Source organism: Modestobacter muralis, from assembly GCF_010682105.1.
GTDB classification, from domain to species: domain Bacteria; phylum Actinomycetota; class Actinomycetes; order Mycobacteriales; family Geodermatophilaceae; genus Modestobacter; species Modestobacter muralis.
Window position 1 is genome coordinate 43,196 of record NZ_JAAGWH010000004.1, and the last position, 15,117, is coordinate 58,312.

Annotated in this window: 15 protein-coding genes; 12 read left to right on the top strand and 3 right to left on the bottom strand. The window is 76.8% G+C overall.

Annotated elements, in window-relative coordinates; translation table 11 throughout:
• Positions 1-35 precede the first annotated feature (35 nt).
• The 8 genes from GCU67_RS01215 to GCU67_RS01245 all read left to right on the top strand — a co-directional run bounded on the left by GCU67_RS01215 (position 36) and on the right by GCU67_RS01245 (position 7,895).
• Complete coding sequence (locus GCU67_RS01215; protein ID WP_163609232.1) at positions 36-3,455, top strand: TM0106 family RecB-like putative nuclease; 3,420 nt, start codon at positions 36-38, stop codon at positions 3,453-3,455.
• A 14-nt stretch (positions 3,456-3,469) separates the two neighbouring features.
• The gene (locus tag GCU67_RS01220) at positions 3,470-3,931 is read left to right on the top strand and encodes a very short patch repair endonuclease (RefSeq protein ID WP_211660558.1); all 462 of its coding nucleotides are present in this window, start codon (positions 3,470-3,472) and stop codon (positions 3,929-3,931) included.
• A gap of 57 nt (positions 3,932-3,988) precedes the next feature.
• Positions 3,989-4,978 carry a siderophore-interacting protein gene (locus GCU67_RS01225; protein ID WP_163609234.1) on the top strand — a complete coding sequence of 330 codons (990 nt, stop codon included), beginning with the start codon at positions 3,989-3,991 and terminating at the stop codon, positions 4,976-4,978.
• Between the two features lie 74 nt (positions 4,979-5,052).
• Positions 5,053-5,208, top strand: coding sequence for a hypothetical protein (locus GCU67_RS21235; RefSeq protein ID WP_211660584.1), 156 nt, complete (start codon positions 5,053-5,055; stop codon positions 5,206-5,208).
• Positions 5,205-5,648: a hypothetical protein gene (locus tag GCU67_RS01230; protein WP_211660559.1), complete on the top strand. Its 444-nt coding sequence runs from the start codon at positions 5,205-5,207 to the stop codon at positions 5,646-5,648. Before GCU67_RS21235 ends, GCU67_RS01230 begins: the two co-directional genes overlap by 4 nt.
• Complete coding sequence (locus tag GCU67_RS01235) at positions 5,645-6,652, top strand: dihydroxyacetone kinase subunit DhaK (protein ID WP_163609236.1); 1,008 nt, start codon at positions 5,645-5,647, stop codon at positions 6,650-6,652. Before GCU67_RS01230 ends, GCU67_RS01235 begins: the two co-directional genes overlap by 4 nt.
• Positions 6,649-7,275, top strand: a complete 627-nt coding sequence (dhaL, locus tag GCU67_RS01240; protein ID WP_163609238.1) for a dihydroxyacetone kinase subunit DhaL — start codon at positions 6,649-6,651, stop codon at positions 7,273-7,275. Before GCU67_RS01235 ends, dhaL begins: the two co-directional genes overlap by 4 nt.
• 80 nt (positions 7,276-7,355) lie before the next feature.
• Positions 7,356-7,895, top strand: coding sequence for a TIGR03086 family metal-binding protein (locus GCU67_RS01245; protein WP_163609319.1), 540 nt, complete (start codon positions 7,356-7,358; stop codon positions 7,893-7,895).
• A 3-nt stretch (positions 7,896-7,898) separates the two neighbouring features.
• On the opposite strand, the gene GCU67_RS01250 is transcribed toward GCU67_RS01245, so the two are convergent.
• Positions 7,899-8,858: a hypothetical protein gene (locus tag GCU67_RS01250; RefSeq protein ID WP_163609240.1), complete on the bottom strand. Its 960-nt coding sequence runs from the start codon at positions 8,856-8,858 to the stop codon at positions 7,899-7,901.
• A gap of 233 nt (positions 8,859-9,091) precedes the next feature.
• On the opposite strand from GCU67_RS01250, the gene GCU67_RS01255 reads away from it, so the two are divergent.
• The 4 genes from GCU67_RS01255 (at position 9,092) to eutC (ending at position 13,787) form a co-directional block, all read left to right on the top strand.
• Entirely contained in the window at positions 9,092-10,483 is a 1,392-nt protein-coding gene (locus GCU67_RS01255; RefSeq protein WP_163609242.1) for an MFS transporter, read from the top strand.
• Between the two features lie 46 nt (positions 10,484-10,529).
• Entirely contained in the window at positions 10,530-11,480 is a 951-nt protein-coding gene (locus GCU67_RS01260; RefSeq protein WP_163609244.1) for a pyridoxal-phosphate dependent enzyme, read from the top strand.
• A 64-nt stretch (positions 11,481-11,544) separates the two neighbouring features.
• Positions 11,545-12,960 carry an ethanolamine ammonia-lyase subunit EutB gene (locus tag GCU67_RS01265; protein WP_163609246.1) on the top strand — a complete coding sequence of 472 codons (1,416 nt, stop codon included), beginning with the start codon at positions 11,545-11,547 and terminating at the stop codon, positions 12,958-12,960.
• Positions 12,957-13,787, top strand: a complete 831-nt coding sequence (gene eutC, locus GCU67_RS01270) for an ethanolamine ammonia-lyase subunit EutC (protein WP_163609248.1) — start codon at positions 12,957-12,959, stop codon at positions 13,785-13,787. The genes GCU67_RS01265 and eutC overlap by 4 nt, the downstream gene beginning before the upstream one ends.
• Before the next feature lie 141 nt (positions 13,788-13,928).
• On the opposite strand, the gene GCU67_RS01275 is transcribed toward eutC, so the two are convergent.
• A complete protein-coding gene (locus GCU67_RS01275; protein WP_163609250.1) occupies positions 13,929-14,810 on the bottom strand; it encodes an NAD-dependent epimerase/dehydratase family protein in 882 nt (293 codons plus the stop codon).
• A gap of 37 nt (positions 14,811-14,847) precedes the next feature.
• On the bottom strand, positions 14,848-15,117 hold the full coding sequence (locus GCU67_RS01280; protein ID WP_163609252.1) for a hypothetical protein: 270 nt from the start codon (positions 15,115-15,117) through the stop codon (positions 14,848-14,850).

Here is a 15,117-nt window from a genome sequence, read left to right on the forward strand (position 1 = left end):
GCTCCTCCACCGGGGGGTCGGTGAGAGGGGGAGACGTGTACGAGGTCGAGGGTGGGCTGGTGGTCAGCGCCAGCGACCTGACCGGTTTCCTGGAGTGCGAGCACCTCACCCGGCTGTCGGTGGAGGTGGCCCGCGGCGTCCGTGGCCGGCCACCGGCGGTCGACCCGATGACGGCGCTGGTCGCCGAGCACGGCATCGCCCACGAGGCCCGGCACGTGCAGCGGCTGCGCGATCGCGGCCTGCGCGTGGTCGAGATCGCCGGTCCGGCCGGGAAGGACGCCGCCGGGCTGCTGCGTGCCCAGGCCGAGACGCTGGCGGCCATGCGCGCCGGCGCCGACGTCGTCTACCAGGCGACCTTCTACGACGGCACCTGGCGCGGGCACGCCGACTTCCTGCTCAAGCGCACCGACCGGGTCAGCGACCTGGGCCCGTGGGCCTACGACGTCGCCGACACCAAGCTCGCCCGGCGGATCAAGGTGCCGGCCCTGCTGCAGATGGCGCTCTACGGCGACCTCCTCGCCGGCCTGCAGGGCGTGCCGCCGGAGCTGCTGACCGTGGTCACCGGCGACCAGCAGGAGCTGGTGTTCCGGTACTCCGACGCCGAGGCCTACACCCGGGCGGCCCGGTCGCGCTTCCTGGCCCGGCTGGCCGACGGCGAGCTCGCGCCGCCCTACCCGAACGCGCACTGCGGGGTCTGCCCGTGGCGGGAGACGTGCACCGAGCGGTGGCGCGGGGAGGACTCGCTGTCGCTGGTGGCCACCATGCGCCGCGACCACGCCACCGCGCTGGCCGAGGCCGGCATCACCACCGTGGCCGCGCTGGGTGTCCGGCGGCCCGAGGAGCTGCCGGAGTCGATCGGCCGCACGTCGGCGCAGCGGCTCACCCAGCAGGCCCGGCTCCAGCTCGACGAGCGGACGACCGGCGTCCCCTCCTACGAGTTCCTGCCGCGCGAGGCCGGCCGGGGCTTCCAGCTGCTGCCCCCGCCCAGCTCCGGTGACCTCTTCTTCGACATCGAGGGCGACCCGTTCGCCGGCGACGCGGGCCTGGAGTACCTGTGGGGCGTGCTGGACACGGCGGGGGAGTTCACCGCGCACTGGGGCTGCGACCCCGCCGCCGACGACCAGTCCGCCGCCGAGCGGGTCGCCTTCGAGGCCGTGGTCGACCAGCTGACCGCGGCGTACGCCGCCGACCCGACCATGCACGTCTACCACTACGCGCCCTACGAGCCGACCCGGCTGAAGACCCTGTCCGCCCGGTTGCGCACCCGGGAGGCCGACGTCGACCGGCTGCTGCGGGCCGACGTCCTGGTCGACCTCTACGCCGTGGTCCGGCAAGGGCTGCGGCTGAGCAAGGAGTCCTACTCGATCAAGCAGGTCGAGGACTACTACCGCGGCCACACCCGCGCCCACGGCGCCTCGGTGTCCGACGCCGGGGAGTCCATCGTCGCCTTCGAGCGCTGGCTGGCCACCCGCGACCAGGACCTGCTGGACCAGATCGAGGCCTACAACCGCGACGACTGCGTCTCCACCCTCGAGCTGCGCGACTGGCTGGAGGAGCGGCGCACCGAGCTGCTGGCCACTGGCGCGGAGCTCGGCCGGCCCGAGGACGGCGACCCCGAGGGCTCGGCGGAGAACGCCGCCGCCCAGGGGCTGCGGGAGGCCCTGGAGGACCGGCTGCTCGCCGGGCTGCCCGAGGTCGGCCGCACCCCCGAGCAGGAGGCGACCTGGCTGCTGGCCCAGCAGCTGGGCTGGGACGCCCGCGAGGCCCGGTCGGCGTGGTGGGAGTACTTCCGGCTGCGCGACCTGCCCGCCGAGGACCTCGAGCGGGAGACCCCGGCGCTGGGCCCGCTGGAGGGCCCGGAGCTGCTGGGCGTCAGCGGGCGCTCGCAGCACTGGCGCTACCGCTTCCCGCCGCAGGAGACCAAGGTGTCGGCCGGCAGCCGCTACGAGCACCTGCTCGCCGCCGCCGACGGCACCCGCATCACCAGCTCGGTGGTGGAGGTCGACCCGACCGCCGGCTGGGTGGTGCTGGCCCGCAGCGCGAGCTCCCCGCACGAGCACCCGACCGGCCTGCTGCCCACCTCCCCGCCCAGCGACCGGCTGTTCCGCGCCGCGCTGCACGACCTGGGCGAGCAGGTCGCCGGCAGCGGCATCGACGGTCCCGGTCCCGCCCGGGCGGCTCGCGACCTGCTGCTGCGCCGGCCACCGCGGCTGGTGCCCGGCACGCCGCAGCGCGAGCCGGGGGAGGGGTCGGCGGCGGCGGTGCAGCGGCTGGCCGGCCGGCTCGACGGCGGGGTGCTCGCCGTCCAGGGCCCGCCCGGGGCCGGCAAGACGTACACCGGCGCGCGGGCGGTCGTCGAGCTGGTGCGCGCCGGCCGGCGGGTCGGGCTGACCGCGTCCAGCCACAAGGTGATCGGCAACCTGCTCGACGCGGTGATGGTCGCCGCGCGGGAGGCCGGCGTGCCGGTGCGGGCGCTGCAGAAGGCCGACGACGTGCAGCGGTGCAGCGACGCCGACGTGCGCTGCGTGGGCAGCAACAACCAGGTGGTCGACGCACTCGACTCCGGTGACGTCGACCTGGTGGCCGGCACCTCGTGGCTGTTCGTCCGGCCCGAGCTCGCCGGCCGGCTCGACGTGCTCGTGGTCGACGAGGCCGGGCAGCTGTCCCTGGCCCGCACCCTGGCGGTGAGCCGCGCCGCGACCAACCTGGTCCTGCTCGGCGACCCGCAGCAGCTGCGCCAGCCCGGCCAGGGCATCCACCCCGAGGGCGCCGACGTCTCCGCGTTGCAGCACGTGCTCGGCGACGACCCGGTGCTCCCCGTCGAGCGCGGGGTCTTCCTCGACCGCAGCTGGCGGATGGCCCCGGCGCTGTGCCGGGTGGTCTCCGACCTGTCCTACCGCGGGGAGCTGCAGCCGGCGCCGGTCACCGCCGACCACGCCCTCGACGCACCCGTGCGGTGGGCGGCGCCGGCCGGCATCGGCTGGGTCCCCGTGGTGCACGAGGGCAACGGGTCCGCCTCACCCGAGGAGGCCGCGGTCGTCGCCGCGCTGGTCGGTGACCTGATGGGGCGGCGGTGGCGCAGCGGCGGGGTCGACCGGGTGATGGGCCAGGCCGACGTCCTGGTGGTGACGCCCTACAACGCCCAGGTCAACCAGGTGCGCAGCGCGCTGGCCGCGGCCGGCCTCGGCGGCGTGGAGGTCGGCACGGTCGACAAGTTCCAGGGGCGGGAGGCGGCGGTGGCGGTGTTCTCGCTGGCCGCCTCCAGCGGCGCGCACGTGCCGCGGCGGCTGGACTTCCTGCTCGACCGGCACCGGCTCAACGTGGCCCTGTCCCGCGCCAAGACCGTCGCCTACCTGGTCGGCAGCCCGGCGCTGCTCACCTCGCCGGTGCAGACACCCGACCAGCTGCGGCTGGTCAACGGCCTCTGCCGGCTGGTGGAGGTGGCGACCGGGTAGTCCTCGGCCACCGCGTGAGCGCCCCGCCGGTCGACCTGCGCCTCGCACCGCCGCCCACCTCGGCGGCGGTGCGCGACAGGTTCCGCCGGCAGGGCAGGCGCGACACCGTGCCCGAGCTGGCGGTCCGCCGCCGGCTTCACGCCCGCGGGGTCCGGTACCGGGTCGACGTCCGGCCCTGCCGGGAGACGCGTGCCCGCGGCGACATCGTGTGGAAGGGCCGCAAGCTCGTCGTCTTCGTCGACGGCTGCTTCTGGCATGCCTGCCCGACGTGTGGTCACCAGCCCACCGCCAACGGTGGTTGGTGGGCCGAGAAGCTGGCCGCCAATGCCGCCCGTGACCGGCGCACCGACACCGTCCTCACCGGGCTGGGCTGGCGGGTGCTGCGGTTCTGGGAGCACGAGGACCCCGACGCGGTCGTCGACCGGATCTGTACGGAGCTGGGTCGGGATCGGGCCTCGACCGCGGATGCTGGTTAGGCTAACCTCACCAGCATCCGGGGGCGCCGTCGCCGGGACGACGTTCGGGAGACAGCGATGACCACCGCGTTGCGCGAGGCCACCGGCACGGTGCTCGCCGAGCCCGGACTGCGTGTGGTCCCCGAGCCCGTCGCCGCACCCGGTTACCGCTTCTTCGACGTCACCGTCGCCCGCGTGGAGCGGCTGAGCCCGAGCTTCCTGCGGCTGACCCTCACCGGCCCCGAGCTCGCCGAGTTCGGCGCCGGCCGTGACGACCAGCGGATCAAGCTGGTGCTCTCCCGTGACGGCTCCCCGGTCACCGACCTGCTCACCGACGGCCCGAACTGGTACGCCGAGTACTGCGCGCTCCCCGACGACCGTCGCCCCCACCTGCGCACCTACACCGTGCGCGCCGCCCGCCCCGACCGGGCCGAGCTCGACGTCGACGTCGTCCTGCACGGCGTCGACGGCGGGAACGCCGGCCCGGCCGCCGGCTGGGCGGCCGCCGCGCAGCCCGGCGACCCGATCGTCGTCCTCGGCCCCGACCGGCCGCGGCCCCGCGGCGCCGGCAGCGGCCGAGCCTGGGGCGTCGAGTGGGCCCCGCCCGCCGACGGCACCCTCTTCCTCGCCGGCGACGAGACCGCGGTCCCGGCGATCAGCGCGATCCTCGAGGCGCTGCCCGGCGGCCGCCGCACGGTCGCGGTGCTCGAGGTCCCCGAGGCCGGCGACGTGCTGTCGCTCGACCTCGCCCCGGGCATCGAGGTGCACTGGCTGGTCCGCGGCAGGCGCGAGCACGGCGCCGCCCTCGGCCCGGCCGTGCACGCCGCCCTGTGCAGCCTCGGCCTGGCCCGCGCCGGCGCCGGGCAGGAGCCCGAGGACGTCGACCTCGACGGCGGCATCCTCTGGGAGGTGCCCGACGTCCGGCCCACCGGCTGCTACGCCTGGCTGGCCGGCGAGGCGGGCATGGTCAAGGCGCTGCGCCGCCGGCTGGTGCATGACCTCGGCATCCCGCGCACCTCGGTGGCCTTCATGGGCTACTGGCGCCGCGGCGCCGCCGAAGGCGCCTGAGCCCGGAGGCCCGCCGAGGGCGGGCCTGAGGTCGTAGCGCCGCCGAGGGCGCCTGAGGTCGTAACGTCGCCGGCGTGCGCCCCTTCCTGCTCGTCCTGCTGGTCCTGTTCGCGGTGTGGATCGCGCTCACCGTGATCGGCTTCATCGTCAAGGGCCTGTTCTGGCTGGCCGTCGTCGGCATCGTCGCCTTCGCCCTGACCGCGGTCGTGGGTGGGTCCCGGCGCCGGTGACGGTGCTGCTGGTCGACGTCGCGAACACCCTCGGCGCCCGGCCGGACGGCTGGTGGCGGGACCGCGCCGGCGCGACGGCCCGGCTGCTCGACCGGCTGGCCCTGCTGCCCGGCTCCGACGTCGTCGGACCCGACGGTGTGCCGGTGCCGGTGACCGTGCTGGTCGCCGTGGTCAAGGGCCGTGCCCGGGACGTCGCCGCCCCGGCCCGGCTGCGGCTGGTGCGCGCCCCCGGCAGCGGGGACGACGCCCTCGCCGCGGTGGCCGCCGACCTGGCCGAGGGCGACGACGACCTGCTGGTGGTCACCGCCGACCGGGAGCTGCGCACCCGGCTGCCCGCGGCCGCCCGCACCGCCGGCCCGGGCTGGCTGCTCGGGGCGGCCGACGCTGCGGCCGCTGACCGGGCGGCCGACGCCGACGAGGAGCAGGATCGTTCCCCGTGAGCGTCAAGAAGTTCCTCAACGACCCTGACGACCTGGTGGTCGAGGCGTTGGAGGGTCTGGTCACCGCCTCGGCGGGCCGTCTCCGCCTGCACCGCGACCCGCTGTGGCTGGAGTCCGCGGCCGCCGACGCCGACCGCCGGGTCACGCTGGTCTCCGGTGGCGGGTCCGGGCACGAGCCGCTGCACAGCGGCTTCGTCGGCCCCGGGATGCTCGACGCCGCCGTCCCGGGCGCGGTCTTCGCCAGCCCCACCGCGTTGCAGGTGGTCGCCGCCGTCCGTGGGGTCGACCGCGGTGCCGGCGTGCTGCTGATCGTCAAGAACTACACCGGCGACGTGCTCAACTTCCAGATCGCGGCCGAGATCGCCGCCGAGGAGGGCATCGAGGTCGAGACCGTGCTGGTCGACGACGACCTGGCCAGCGAGTCCGACGACGGCCCGGGCCGCCGGGGCACCGCGGCCACGGTCGTGGTGGAGAAGGTGTGCGGCGCCGCCGCGGCGCGCGGGCTGCCGCTGGCCGAGGTGGCCGAGCTCGGCCGCCGGGTCGCCGCCGGCGCCCGCAGCATGGCCGTCGCGCTGGAGGGCGCGGTGCACCCGGGCGAGGACGTGCGCTCCTTCGACCTGGCCGCCGACGAGGTCGAGCACGGCGTCGGCATCCACGGCGAGCGCGGCATCGACCGCCGGCCGATGGCCGGAGCCCACGAGCTGGTCGGCGCGCTCACCGAGCCGCTGGTCGCCGCACTCGGGCTGGCCGAGGGCGACCGGGCCGTCGTCGTGGTCAACGGCCTGGGCTCCACCCACCTGCTCGAGCTCTACGTCGTCTTCCGCGAGGTCGCCGCGCTCCTGGAGGCCCGCGGGATCGGCCTGGCCCGCAGCCTGGTCGGTCCCTACGTGACCGCCTTGGACATGGCCGGCGCCTCGGTCACGCTCGTCCGGGCCGACGACGAGCTGCTCGGGCTCTGGGACGACGCCGTCACCACCACCGCGCTGACCTGGGAGACCCGATGACCGCCACGCTGGACCGCGCCGCCGCCCGCCGCTGGATGGACGCGTTCGCGGCCGACTTCGAGACGCAGCGCGTCCGGCTCACCGAGCTCGACCGGGCCGCCGGGGACGGCGACTTCGGCGCCAACCTGCGCTCGGCGCTGGGCAAGGTGCAGCAGCGGCTGGCCGCCGACCCGCAGACCGCCCGCGCCGTGTTCGCCGCGGTGTCCGACGCGTTCCTGGACACCGGCGGCACCAGCGGCCCGCTGTTCGGCATGTGGTTCCGGGCGCTGTCCCGGGCGCTGCCGGAGACCGACCCGGCCGACGTCACCCAGCTGGCCGAGGGGGTGCGGGAGGGCACCGCCACCGTCCAGCGGCTGGGCGGCGCCGAGGTGGGCGACAAGACGATGGTGGACGCGATGGTCCCCGCCGTCGCAGCACTCACCGACGCCACGGGCACCGGGCCGCAGCAGGCGCTCACCGCTGCGGCCGAGGCCGCCGAGGCGGGAGCCGCCTCGACCGAGGACCTCGTCGCCCGGCGCGGGCGGGCCAGCTACGTCGGCGAGGTCGCCCGCGGGGTCCTCGACCCCGGTGCGCTCGCGGTCGCGCTGTTCTTCCGGGCCGGCGCCCGCGCGCTCGACGGCTGAGGCCGTCGGGCAGGGTGGCGGCATGACCGCGATCCCACCGTCCGCGGTGCGCGCCGCCGCCGACCTCGCCTCCGGCCGCGCTGGCGGCGGTGACCCCCGAGCTGCTCACCGCACCGACGCCGTGCCGCGACTTCGACGTCCGTGCGCTGCTGGACCACCTGGCGTGGGCCGCGGTGCTGTCGCAGCGGGCCGCGGTGCGGATGCCACTGGAGCAGGACGCGGACAGCCTCACCCCCGCGCCGTTCCTCGACGGGCTGCCGGTGGAGCAGTGGGCGGCCGCGGTGCCCTTCGAGCTCGACACCGCCGCCGACGCCTGGGCCGACCCGGCCGCCTGGGAGGGCGAGACGCTGATGGGCGCGACGCCCATGCCGGCCGCCGTCGTCGGCCCGCTGATGCTGGCCGAGTTCGTGCTGCACGGCTGGGACCTCGCCCGCGCGGTCGGCGCGCCCTACGACGTCCCGGCCGGGCTGGGCGAGGCCACCCTGGCCGCGGTCGAGCCGATCGCCCAGCTGGGCCGGGACGGCGGGTGGTACGGCCCCGCGGTGCCGGTGCCCGCCGACGCGCCCGCGGTCGACCGGGCGCTCGGGCTCAGCGGCCGCGACCCCCGGTGGACGCCCTGAGGCTCAGTCCAGCGGCTTGACCAGGGTGAGCCGGGTCGAGCGGCGACGGCCGGGCAGGCAGGCGGCCGCGGCCAGGGCGAGGGCGACGCCGTCCTCGATCAGCCCGGCCCGCAGGTCCGGCATCCGGGTGCCCGCCCAGCGCCGCCAGGCCAGCCCGCCGAACGAGCCGGCCGCCGAGCCGGCCATGCCGGCGACCACCGGCCAGGCGGCGTTCGCGCCCTGCCGCCGGGCGAGGAGCCCCGCGCCGGTCGCGCCGCTGGCCAGCCGGGGCGGCAGGCCGGCGCCGCTGGTGCGGTCGGGGGTGTTCGGCTGCTTGTCCCCGTACAGCTCACCGGCCAGCGAGGCGAACGAGGCGACCTTCTTCAGCGCCCCGGTGTCGGCCGCGGTGAGCGTCGGGGCGGCCAGGCCGAGGGAGCTGCGGCTGCCGGTGGCGAGGCCCAGCAGCAGCGAGCGGCGCACCAGGTCGGCGGAGGCCCCCTGCCGGGGCAGCACCCGCTCCTTCGGCGTCGGCAGGCTCTGCACGACCGCCTGCACGGCCGCACCGTAGGCCAGGTGCGGCAGGGCGTCGGCGACCCAGTCCTCCCGGGACCAGGTGCGCGGGTCGCTCACGCCGAGCAGGGCGACCGGGACGTCGGTGGTGGCCATCGACGCGGCGCCCTTGACCACCGAACCCACCGGGAACGGCATCCGCACACCGGCGGAGCGCACCAGGCTCGACGCCACCCCGACGGTGAGCCCGTTGGCGAGGCCCAGCAGCGCGCCGAGACCGGTGGCCCGGCTGGCCCGCTCACTCCCGGACCCGGTCAGCCGCTGGCCGGTGGCTGCGAGCAGGGCCTGGACGGTCTGCTCGGGCACGGTGCTGGCCGGGCGGCCGCGCAGGGCCATGTCGAGGTAGGTGGCAGCGGTGAGGGCGGTGGTGCCGGCGGCGCCGGCCAGCAGCCCCCGGCCGAAGGTCCCGGTCATGTCCGGAGCCTGTACGTCGCGGGCCCGCCCGGCAACCTCAGCGGACGGGTGGACCGGCTGAGCAGGGTGGGGCGACGGCGTGGCGACACTCACCCCGCTGCGACACACAACGGTCACGCCGAGCTGGCACGGTGGGACTCAGCGCCCGAGGTCGTGTGCTCTCCGACCCCCGCCCGCCGCACCCCGGTGCCGCGCGTGCTCCTGCGCCGCGCGTCCTCCCCGTGAAGGTCCCGATGTCCCTTCCTGGTCCCTCCCTGTCCCGTACCCGGACCCCGGCCCGACTCCGCGCCGCGGTCACCCCGACGACACCTCCCTCGCTGCCCCGGCTGCGCGTCGCCGTCGCCGTCCTGTTCGGTCTGGACGGCTTCGTCTTCGGCAGCTGGGCGGCCCGCGTCCCCGACGTCAGCGCTGCGACCGGCGCCGGCCACACCGCGCTCGGCGTGGCCCTGCTCTGTCTGTCACTCGGCGCGCTGGCGTGCATGCAGCTCACTGCTGCGGTGTGCCGCCGCCTCGGCACCGGCCGGACCAGCGCGCTGGCCGGGATGGGCGCGAGCGCCTGTGCAGCCCTCCCCGGCTTCGCCACCTCGGTGCCCGCCCTGTGCGCGGCCCTGCTCGTCTTCGGCGCCACCACCGGCGCGGTCAACGTGGCCGCCAACAGCGTCGGCGTCCGGGTCGAGGCAGCGGCCGGACGGCCGCTGCTCTCCGGCCTGCACGCCGCCTTCAGCGCCGGCGGTCTGCTCGGCGCGCTGATCGGCGGGCTGGCCTCGGCCGTCGTCGGGGTCGCGCCGCACCTGGTCGGCGTGGCCGTGCTGGGCCTCGCCGTGATGACGTGGGCCGGGCCGGTCCTCGCTGCCTCCGACGACGGCCGCCCGGCAGCCGACCCGCTCGTCGCTCCCGGCGGTGCCGCGCCGGGACGTCGGCCGACCGGTGTCCTGGTGCTGCTGGGCTCCGTGGCCGGGGCGACCGCCTACGGCGAGGGCGCCCTCAGCGACTGGGGTGCCCTGCACCTGCGGGAACAGGTGCACGCCGCTCCGGCGCTCGCCGCGGCGGGCTACGCCGGGTTCTCCTCGGCGATGGCCGTGGGCCGGCTGGCCGGCGGCCGCCTGGTGGCCGCGGTCGGTGAGCGGCGGCTGCTGGTCGGCGGCGCGCTCCTGGCCGCGGCCGGGGCCCTGGCTGCGGTCACGACGTCGTCCCTGCCGGTGGCGCTGGCCGGGTTCGTCGTCGTCGGGCTCGGCCTGGCGAACGTGTTCCCGCTGGCGATCGCCCGGGCCGGTGCGCTCGGTGGCCCCTCCGGCGTGGCCCTGGCCACCACGGTCGGCTACACCGGCCTGCTCGGCGGACCGCCGGTGATCGGCTTCCTCGCCGAGCGGGCCGGGCTGCCCACCGCGCTGGGCACGGTCGCGGTGATGGCCGTGCTCGCCGCCGTCCTGGTGCTGGGCATCGAGGGCTCCGCGGTGCGGCGACCGGTGCTGCCCGCGATCCCGGGCTGGGCGCAGCCGGTGCTCTTCGGGCGTCGCCCGGTCGCGGTGCAGCTCCGCGCGGGCGGTGAGGGCGCCCTGGCGTCCCGGGTGCGCAGCGGCGCGTGCAACTACATCCGTGACCTCGAGCTGCTCGAGGTGGGCTGACCCCGCCGCTGGCCGGCGGGTCGGGCAGGGGTGAGGCTGGGTCCCCATGAGCACCCCTCCCGTGCACCTGTCGACCTGGCCGACGCCGCTGGACCCCGCGCCCCGGCTGGCCGTGGCCCTCGGGCTGGAGCCCGGCGACCTGTGGGTCAGGCGCGACGACCTGACCTCCTTCGCCGGGGGCAACAAGGTGCGCAAGCTCGAGCACCTGGTCGGCGAGGCGGCGGCGGCCGGGGCCACGGTGCTGGTCACCACCGGGGGCGTGCAGTCCAACCACGCCCGGATGACCGCCGCCGCCGCGGCCGTGCGCGGGCTGTCGTCGGTGCTCGTGCTCACCGGCGCCGCCGACCCGGCCCGGCCCGGCAACCTGGCGCTGGAGGAGCTGTTCGGCGCCCGGGTGGTGCTGGTGCTCCCGGGCGAGGACGCGCAGGCGCGGATCAGCGCGGTCACCGCCGAGCTGCGGGACGCCGGGGAGGTGCCCGCCGTCCTGCCGCTGGGCGGCTCCACCCCGACCGGTGCCTGCGGCTACCTGGCCTGCGCCGGAGAGCTGGCCGAGCAGGCGCCGGACCTGGACACCGTCGTCGTCGCCGTCGGCTCGGGCGGCACGATGGCCGGCCTGGTCGCCGGGCTCGGCGCGGAGCGGGTGCTGGGCGTCGACACCGGCGCCGTGCCCGACCCCGCGGAACGGGTGACCGAGCTGGCCACCGCGCTGGGCGCGACCGTCGGCGGGCTGCGGCTGCGGCGCGACCAGGTGGGGGAGGGCTACGGCGCGTTGACCGAGGCCGGGGCCACCGCGATGCGGACCGCGGCGCGCACCGAGGGCCTGGTGCTCGAGCCGGTCTACACCGGCAAGGCGATGGCCGGGCTGACGGCCGCGGTCGCCGACGGCAGCGTGCGGCCCGGACGGCGCACGGTGTTCCTGCACAGCGGCGGGCTGCCGGGCCTGATCGGCCACCCGTACGCCACCGAGCTGGCAGCCCGCGCGCTGGACGGTGCGTGAACGCCGTGTTCCGTTCCGTCGCACCCCGTTGACTGCTCGCCTGCGGAGGCGGTGAGGTGGGCCGGTGACCATCCGCCGGACGACCCTGGGCGGCCACACCCACGAGTTCGCCTCGCTGTCGGACCTGCTGGCCAAGGCCACCCCGGCCCGCTCCGGGGACGTGCTGGCCGGGGTGGCCGCGGAGTCGCAGGCCCAGCGGGTCGCCGCTCAGCTGGCGCTCGCCGACGTCCCGCTGGCGACGTTCCTGACCGAGCAGGTGGTCGGCTACGACGAGGACGACGTCACCCGGCTGATCGTCGACACCCACGACCCGCTCGCGTTCGCCCCGGTCGCCGGCCTGACGGTGGGGGAGTTCCGGGACTGGCTGCTGGCCCGCGCCGCCGAGCGCGACGAGGCGGCGATCAGCTCGCTGGCCCGTGGGCTCACCCCGGAGATGGTGGCCGCGGTGTCGAAGCTGATGCGCACCGCCGACCTGGTCGCCGTGGCCCGCCGCACCCGCGTCGTCACCGGGCTCCGCAGCACGCTGGGCTTGCCCGGGCGGCTGGCGTCCCGGCTGCAGCCCAACCACCCCACCGACGACCCGCTCGGGGTGACCGCCTCGATCTTGGACGGGCTGCTGCACGGCAGCGGGGACGCCGTGATCGGGATCAACCCGGCCACCGACTCCCCGGCGCAGACGATCGCGCTGCTGGAGCTGGTCGACGCGGTGATCGGCCGCTACGAGATCCCCACCCAGTCCTGCGTGCTGGCCCACGTGACCACCACACTGCGGGCGCTGGAGGCAGGGGCCCCGGTCGACCTCGTGTTCGCCTCGGTCGCCGGCACGCAGGCGGGCAACCGCGGCTTCGGCATCACGCTGGACCAGCTGGCCGAGGCCCGCGCCGGCGCGCTGGAGCTGCGCCGCGGGACGGTGGGCCGGCAGGTCACCTACTTCGAGACCGGTCAGGGCTCGGCGCTGTCGGCCGACGCGCACCGCGGCGTCGACGGCCGGGCGGTCGACCAGCAGACCCTGGAGTGCCGCGCCTACGCCGTCGCCCGGCACTTCGACCCGCTGCTGGTCAACACCGTGGTCGGCTTCATCGGCCCGGAGTACCTCTATGACGGCAAGCAGGTGGTGCGCGCCGGGCTGGAGGACCACTTCTGCGGCAAGCTGCTGGGCCTGCCGATGGGCGTCGACGTCTGCTACACCAACCACACTGACGTCGACGGCGACGACACCGACGCCCTGCTGCTCCTGCTCGGGGCGGCGGGCTGTGGGTTCGTCATCGCCGTCCCCGGCTCGGACGACGTGATGCTGCACTACCAGTCGCTGTCGTTCACCGACGTGCTCACCGCCCGGTCGGTGCTCGACCTGCGCCCGGCCCCGGAGTTCGAGGCGTGGCTGGCCCGGATGGACCTCCTGGACGACGCCGGCCGCGTCCGCGACCTGGCGCCGGAATCCGCGCCCGCCCGCGCCCTGCTCGCCGCGGCCCGCCCGTGACAGCTCCCGACGGCCGTGTTCGCGACCATGGCCCGGACGCGCCGGACCGCCGGCCGACGACGGGAGGCCATGTTCGCCAACATGGCCCGGACACCGGCGACCCGTGGGCGGTGCTGCGGGGTGCGACGCGGGCGCGGGTGGCGCTGGGGCGGGCGGGGGACGGGTTGCCGACGACGCGGGAGCTGGAGTTCCGCGCCGCGCACGCCGCCGCCCGGGACGCCGTGCACACCGCGCTGGACGCCGATCGGGTGCGCGCCGCACTGACCGTGGCGGGCGTCGGGCTGGACGTGCTCGAGGTGCACAGCGCGGCACCGGACCGGACCACCTACCTGCAGCGCCCGGACCTGGGACGGCGGCTGGCGCCCGGCACGGAGCTGCCCGCCGGGGAGCACGACCTGGCGCTGGTGCTCGCCGACGGGCTGTCGCCGCGGGCGGTGCACGAGCACGCGGCGGGCACGGTCGCGGCGGTGCTGGAGCGGCTGCCCGGGTGGTCGGTGGCGCCGGTCGTGGTGGCGCACCAGGGGCGGGTGGCCCTCGGTGACCCGGTGGGGCAGGCGCTGGGTGCGGCGATCGTCGTCGTCCTGGTGGGGGAGCGGCCCGGGCTGAGCTCGGCGGACAGCCTCGGGCTGTACCTGACGCACGGGCCGCGGCCGGGGCGGGCGGACTCCGAGCGCAACTGCATCTCCAACGTCCGGCCCCCGCACGGGCTCGGCTACGCGCAGGCCGCGGACACCCTGGTGGCGCTGCTGCAGGCGTCCCGGCAGCTGGGCGCCTCCGGCGTCGTGCTCAAGGACGAGGGCACGGCGCTCCCACCCGGCGCGGGGTGACCTCGGCGCGTCCATGCTGCTCACCAGGGTGCGCAGAGCACGGGTCCGGCCGGATCACGTCCCCCGGCCGGGGGTGTTCCGCACAGTTGTGCTCTGCTCCCTGGTAGGGAGCAGAGCACAACTGTGTGAGAGAGGGCTGTGTCAGCCGGCGTAGGAGCCGGAGCCGAGGTCCTCCAGCAGCGACGGGCCGGTGGGGGCCCAGCCCAGCTCGGCGCGGGCCCGGGCGCCGGTGGCCTGCTGGGAGATGTCCAGCGCGCCGGCCAGCGCACCCAGGCGGGCCTCGGTCTCGGCCTCGGTGGAGGACACGGTGCGCTCGTCGAGCCCGGCCCCGCGGCTGGCGGCCGCACCGATCTCGGCCACCGTCGGGTTCTGCCCGTTCACGCCCAGGTAGTAGGCGCCGGGAGCGGCCTCGGTCAGCGCGGCGACGTAGAGCCGGGCGAGGTCCTCGGTGTGCACCGTCGTCCAGGTCTGCGCGCCGCTGCCGGGCAGCACCAGGGCGCCGTCGTCGGTGCGCGGGCCGTCCTTGACGACGTTCGGCAGGCCGAGGCCCCGGCCGTAGACGATGCCGGGGGCGATGACGACCGAGCGCACGCCGTCGTCGGCCGCGGCCCGCACGCGGGCGTCCAGCGGCAGCCGCCAGGCGGTCAGCGCCGGCGGGGCGAAGGGGGTGTCCTCGTCGATCGCCCCCGCGCCGTGCACCCACACACCGCTGGTGTGCACGTAGGGCTTGTTGCTGCCGGCCAGCGCGGGCAGCACCGCGTCGAGCAGGGCGGCGTCCCGGTCGGCGTCCTTGCCGTCGGCGGCGGCCGCGGTGTGCACGACGCCGTCGGCGGCGCGGGCGGCCTCGGCGAGCACCGCGGTGTCCTCGACCGACCCGCGGACGACGGTCGCGCCGGCGGCCTCGAGGGCGCGCGCGGAGGCGTCGCTGCGGGCCAGCGCGTGCACGTCGTGGCCGTCGGACAGCAGGGCGGTGAGCAGGGCGGAACCGACGAGTCCGGTGCCACCGGTGAGGAAGACGTCCATGTCCGGTCCAAGGGCGGCGCGGGCGCGCCGATTCCCGCTAGAACCGGCGGAGCGGGCCGATCCGCATCACGGCGCTCAGCAGGGCCTCCATCGGGTGGCGGCGCGGGGGCTCGACCTCGGCCGGCCAGTCCGGCGCCAGGTCCGGATCGAGGGAGGCGCTGGCCGTCTCGGCCACCCGGCCCTGCAGCCGGGCTCGGACCTCCTCGGCCGAGTAGGCCCGCCGGGACCGTTCGTGGCGGGCCAACACCGCACCGGTCGCGGCAACTCCGACGATCCCGGCGACTCCGAGCAGCTTCGACAGGCGCAT

What these genes read in the sequence shown, in the direction of transcription:
- GCU67_RS01225 (WP_163609234.1), top strand. Translation starts at nt 3,989, where the DNA reads ATGACCACCGCGTTGCGCGAGGCCACCGGCACGGTGCTCGCCGAGCCC.
- dhaL (WP_163609238.1), top strand. Translation starts at nt 6,649, where the DNA reads ATGACCGCCACGCTGGACCGCGCCGCCGCCCGCCGCTGGATGGACGCG.
- GCU67_RS01250 (WP_163609240.1), bottom strand. Translation starts at nt 8,858, where the DNA reads ATGACCGGGACCTTCGGCCGGGGGCTGCTGGCCGGCGCCGCCGGCACC.
- GCU67_RS01255 (WP_163609242.1), top strand. Translation starts at nt 9,092, where the DNA reads ATGTCCCTTCCTGGTCCCTCCCTGTCCCGTACCCGGACCCCGGCCCGA.
- GCU67_RS01260 (WP_163609244.1), top strand. Translation starts at nt 10,530, where the DNA reads ATGAGCACCCCTCCCGTGCACCTGTCGACCTGGCCGACGCCGCTGGAC.
- GCU67_RS01275 (WP_163609250.1), bottom strand. Translation starts at nt 14,810, where the DNA reads ATGGACGTCTTCCTCACCGGTGGCACCGGACTCGTCGGTTCCGCCCTG.
- GCU67_RS01280 (WP_163609252.1), bottom strand. Translation starts at nt 15,117, where the DNA reads ATGCGCCTGTCGAAGCTGCTCGGAGTCGCCGGGATCGTCGGAGTTGCC.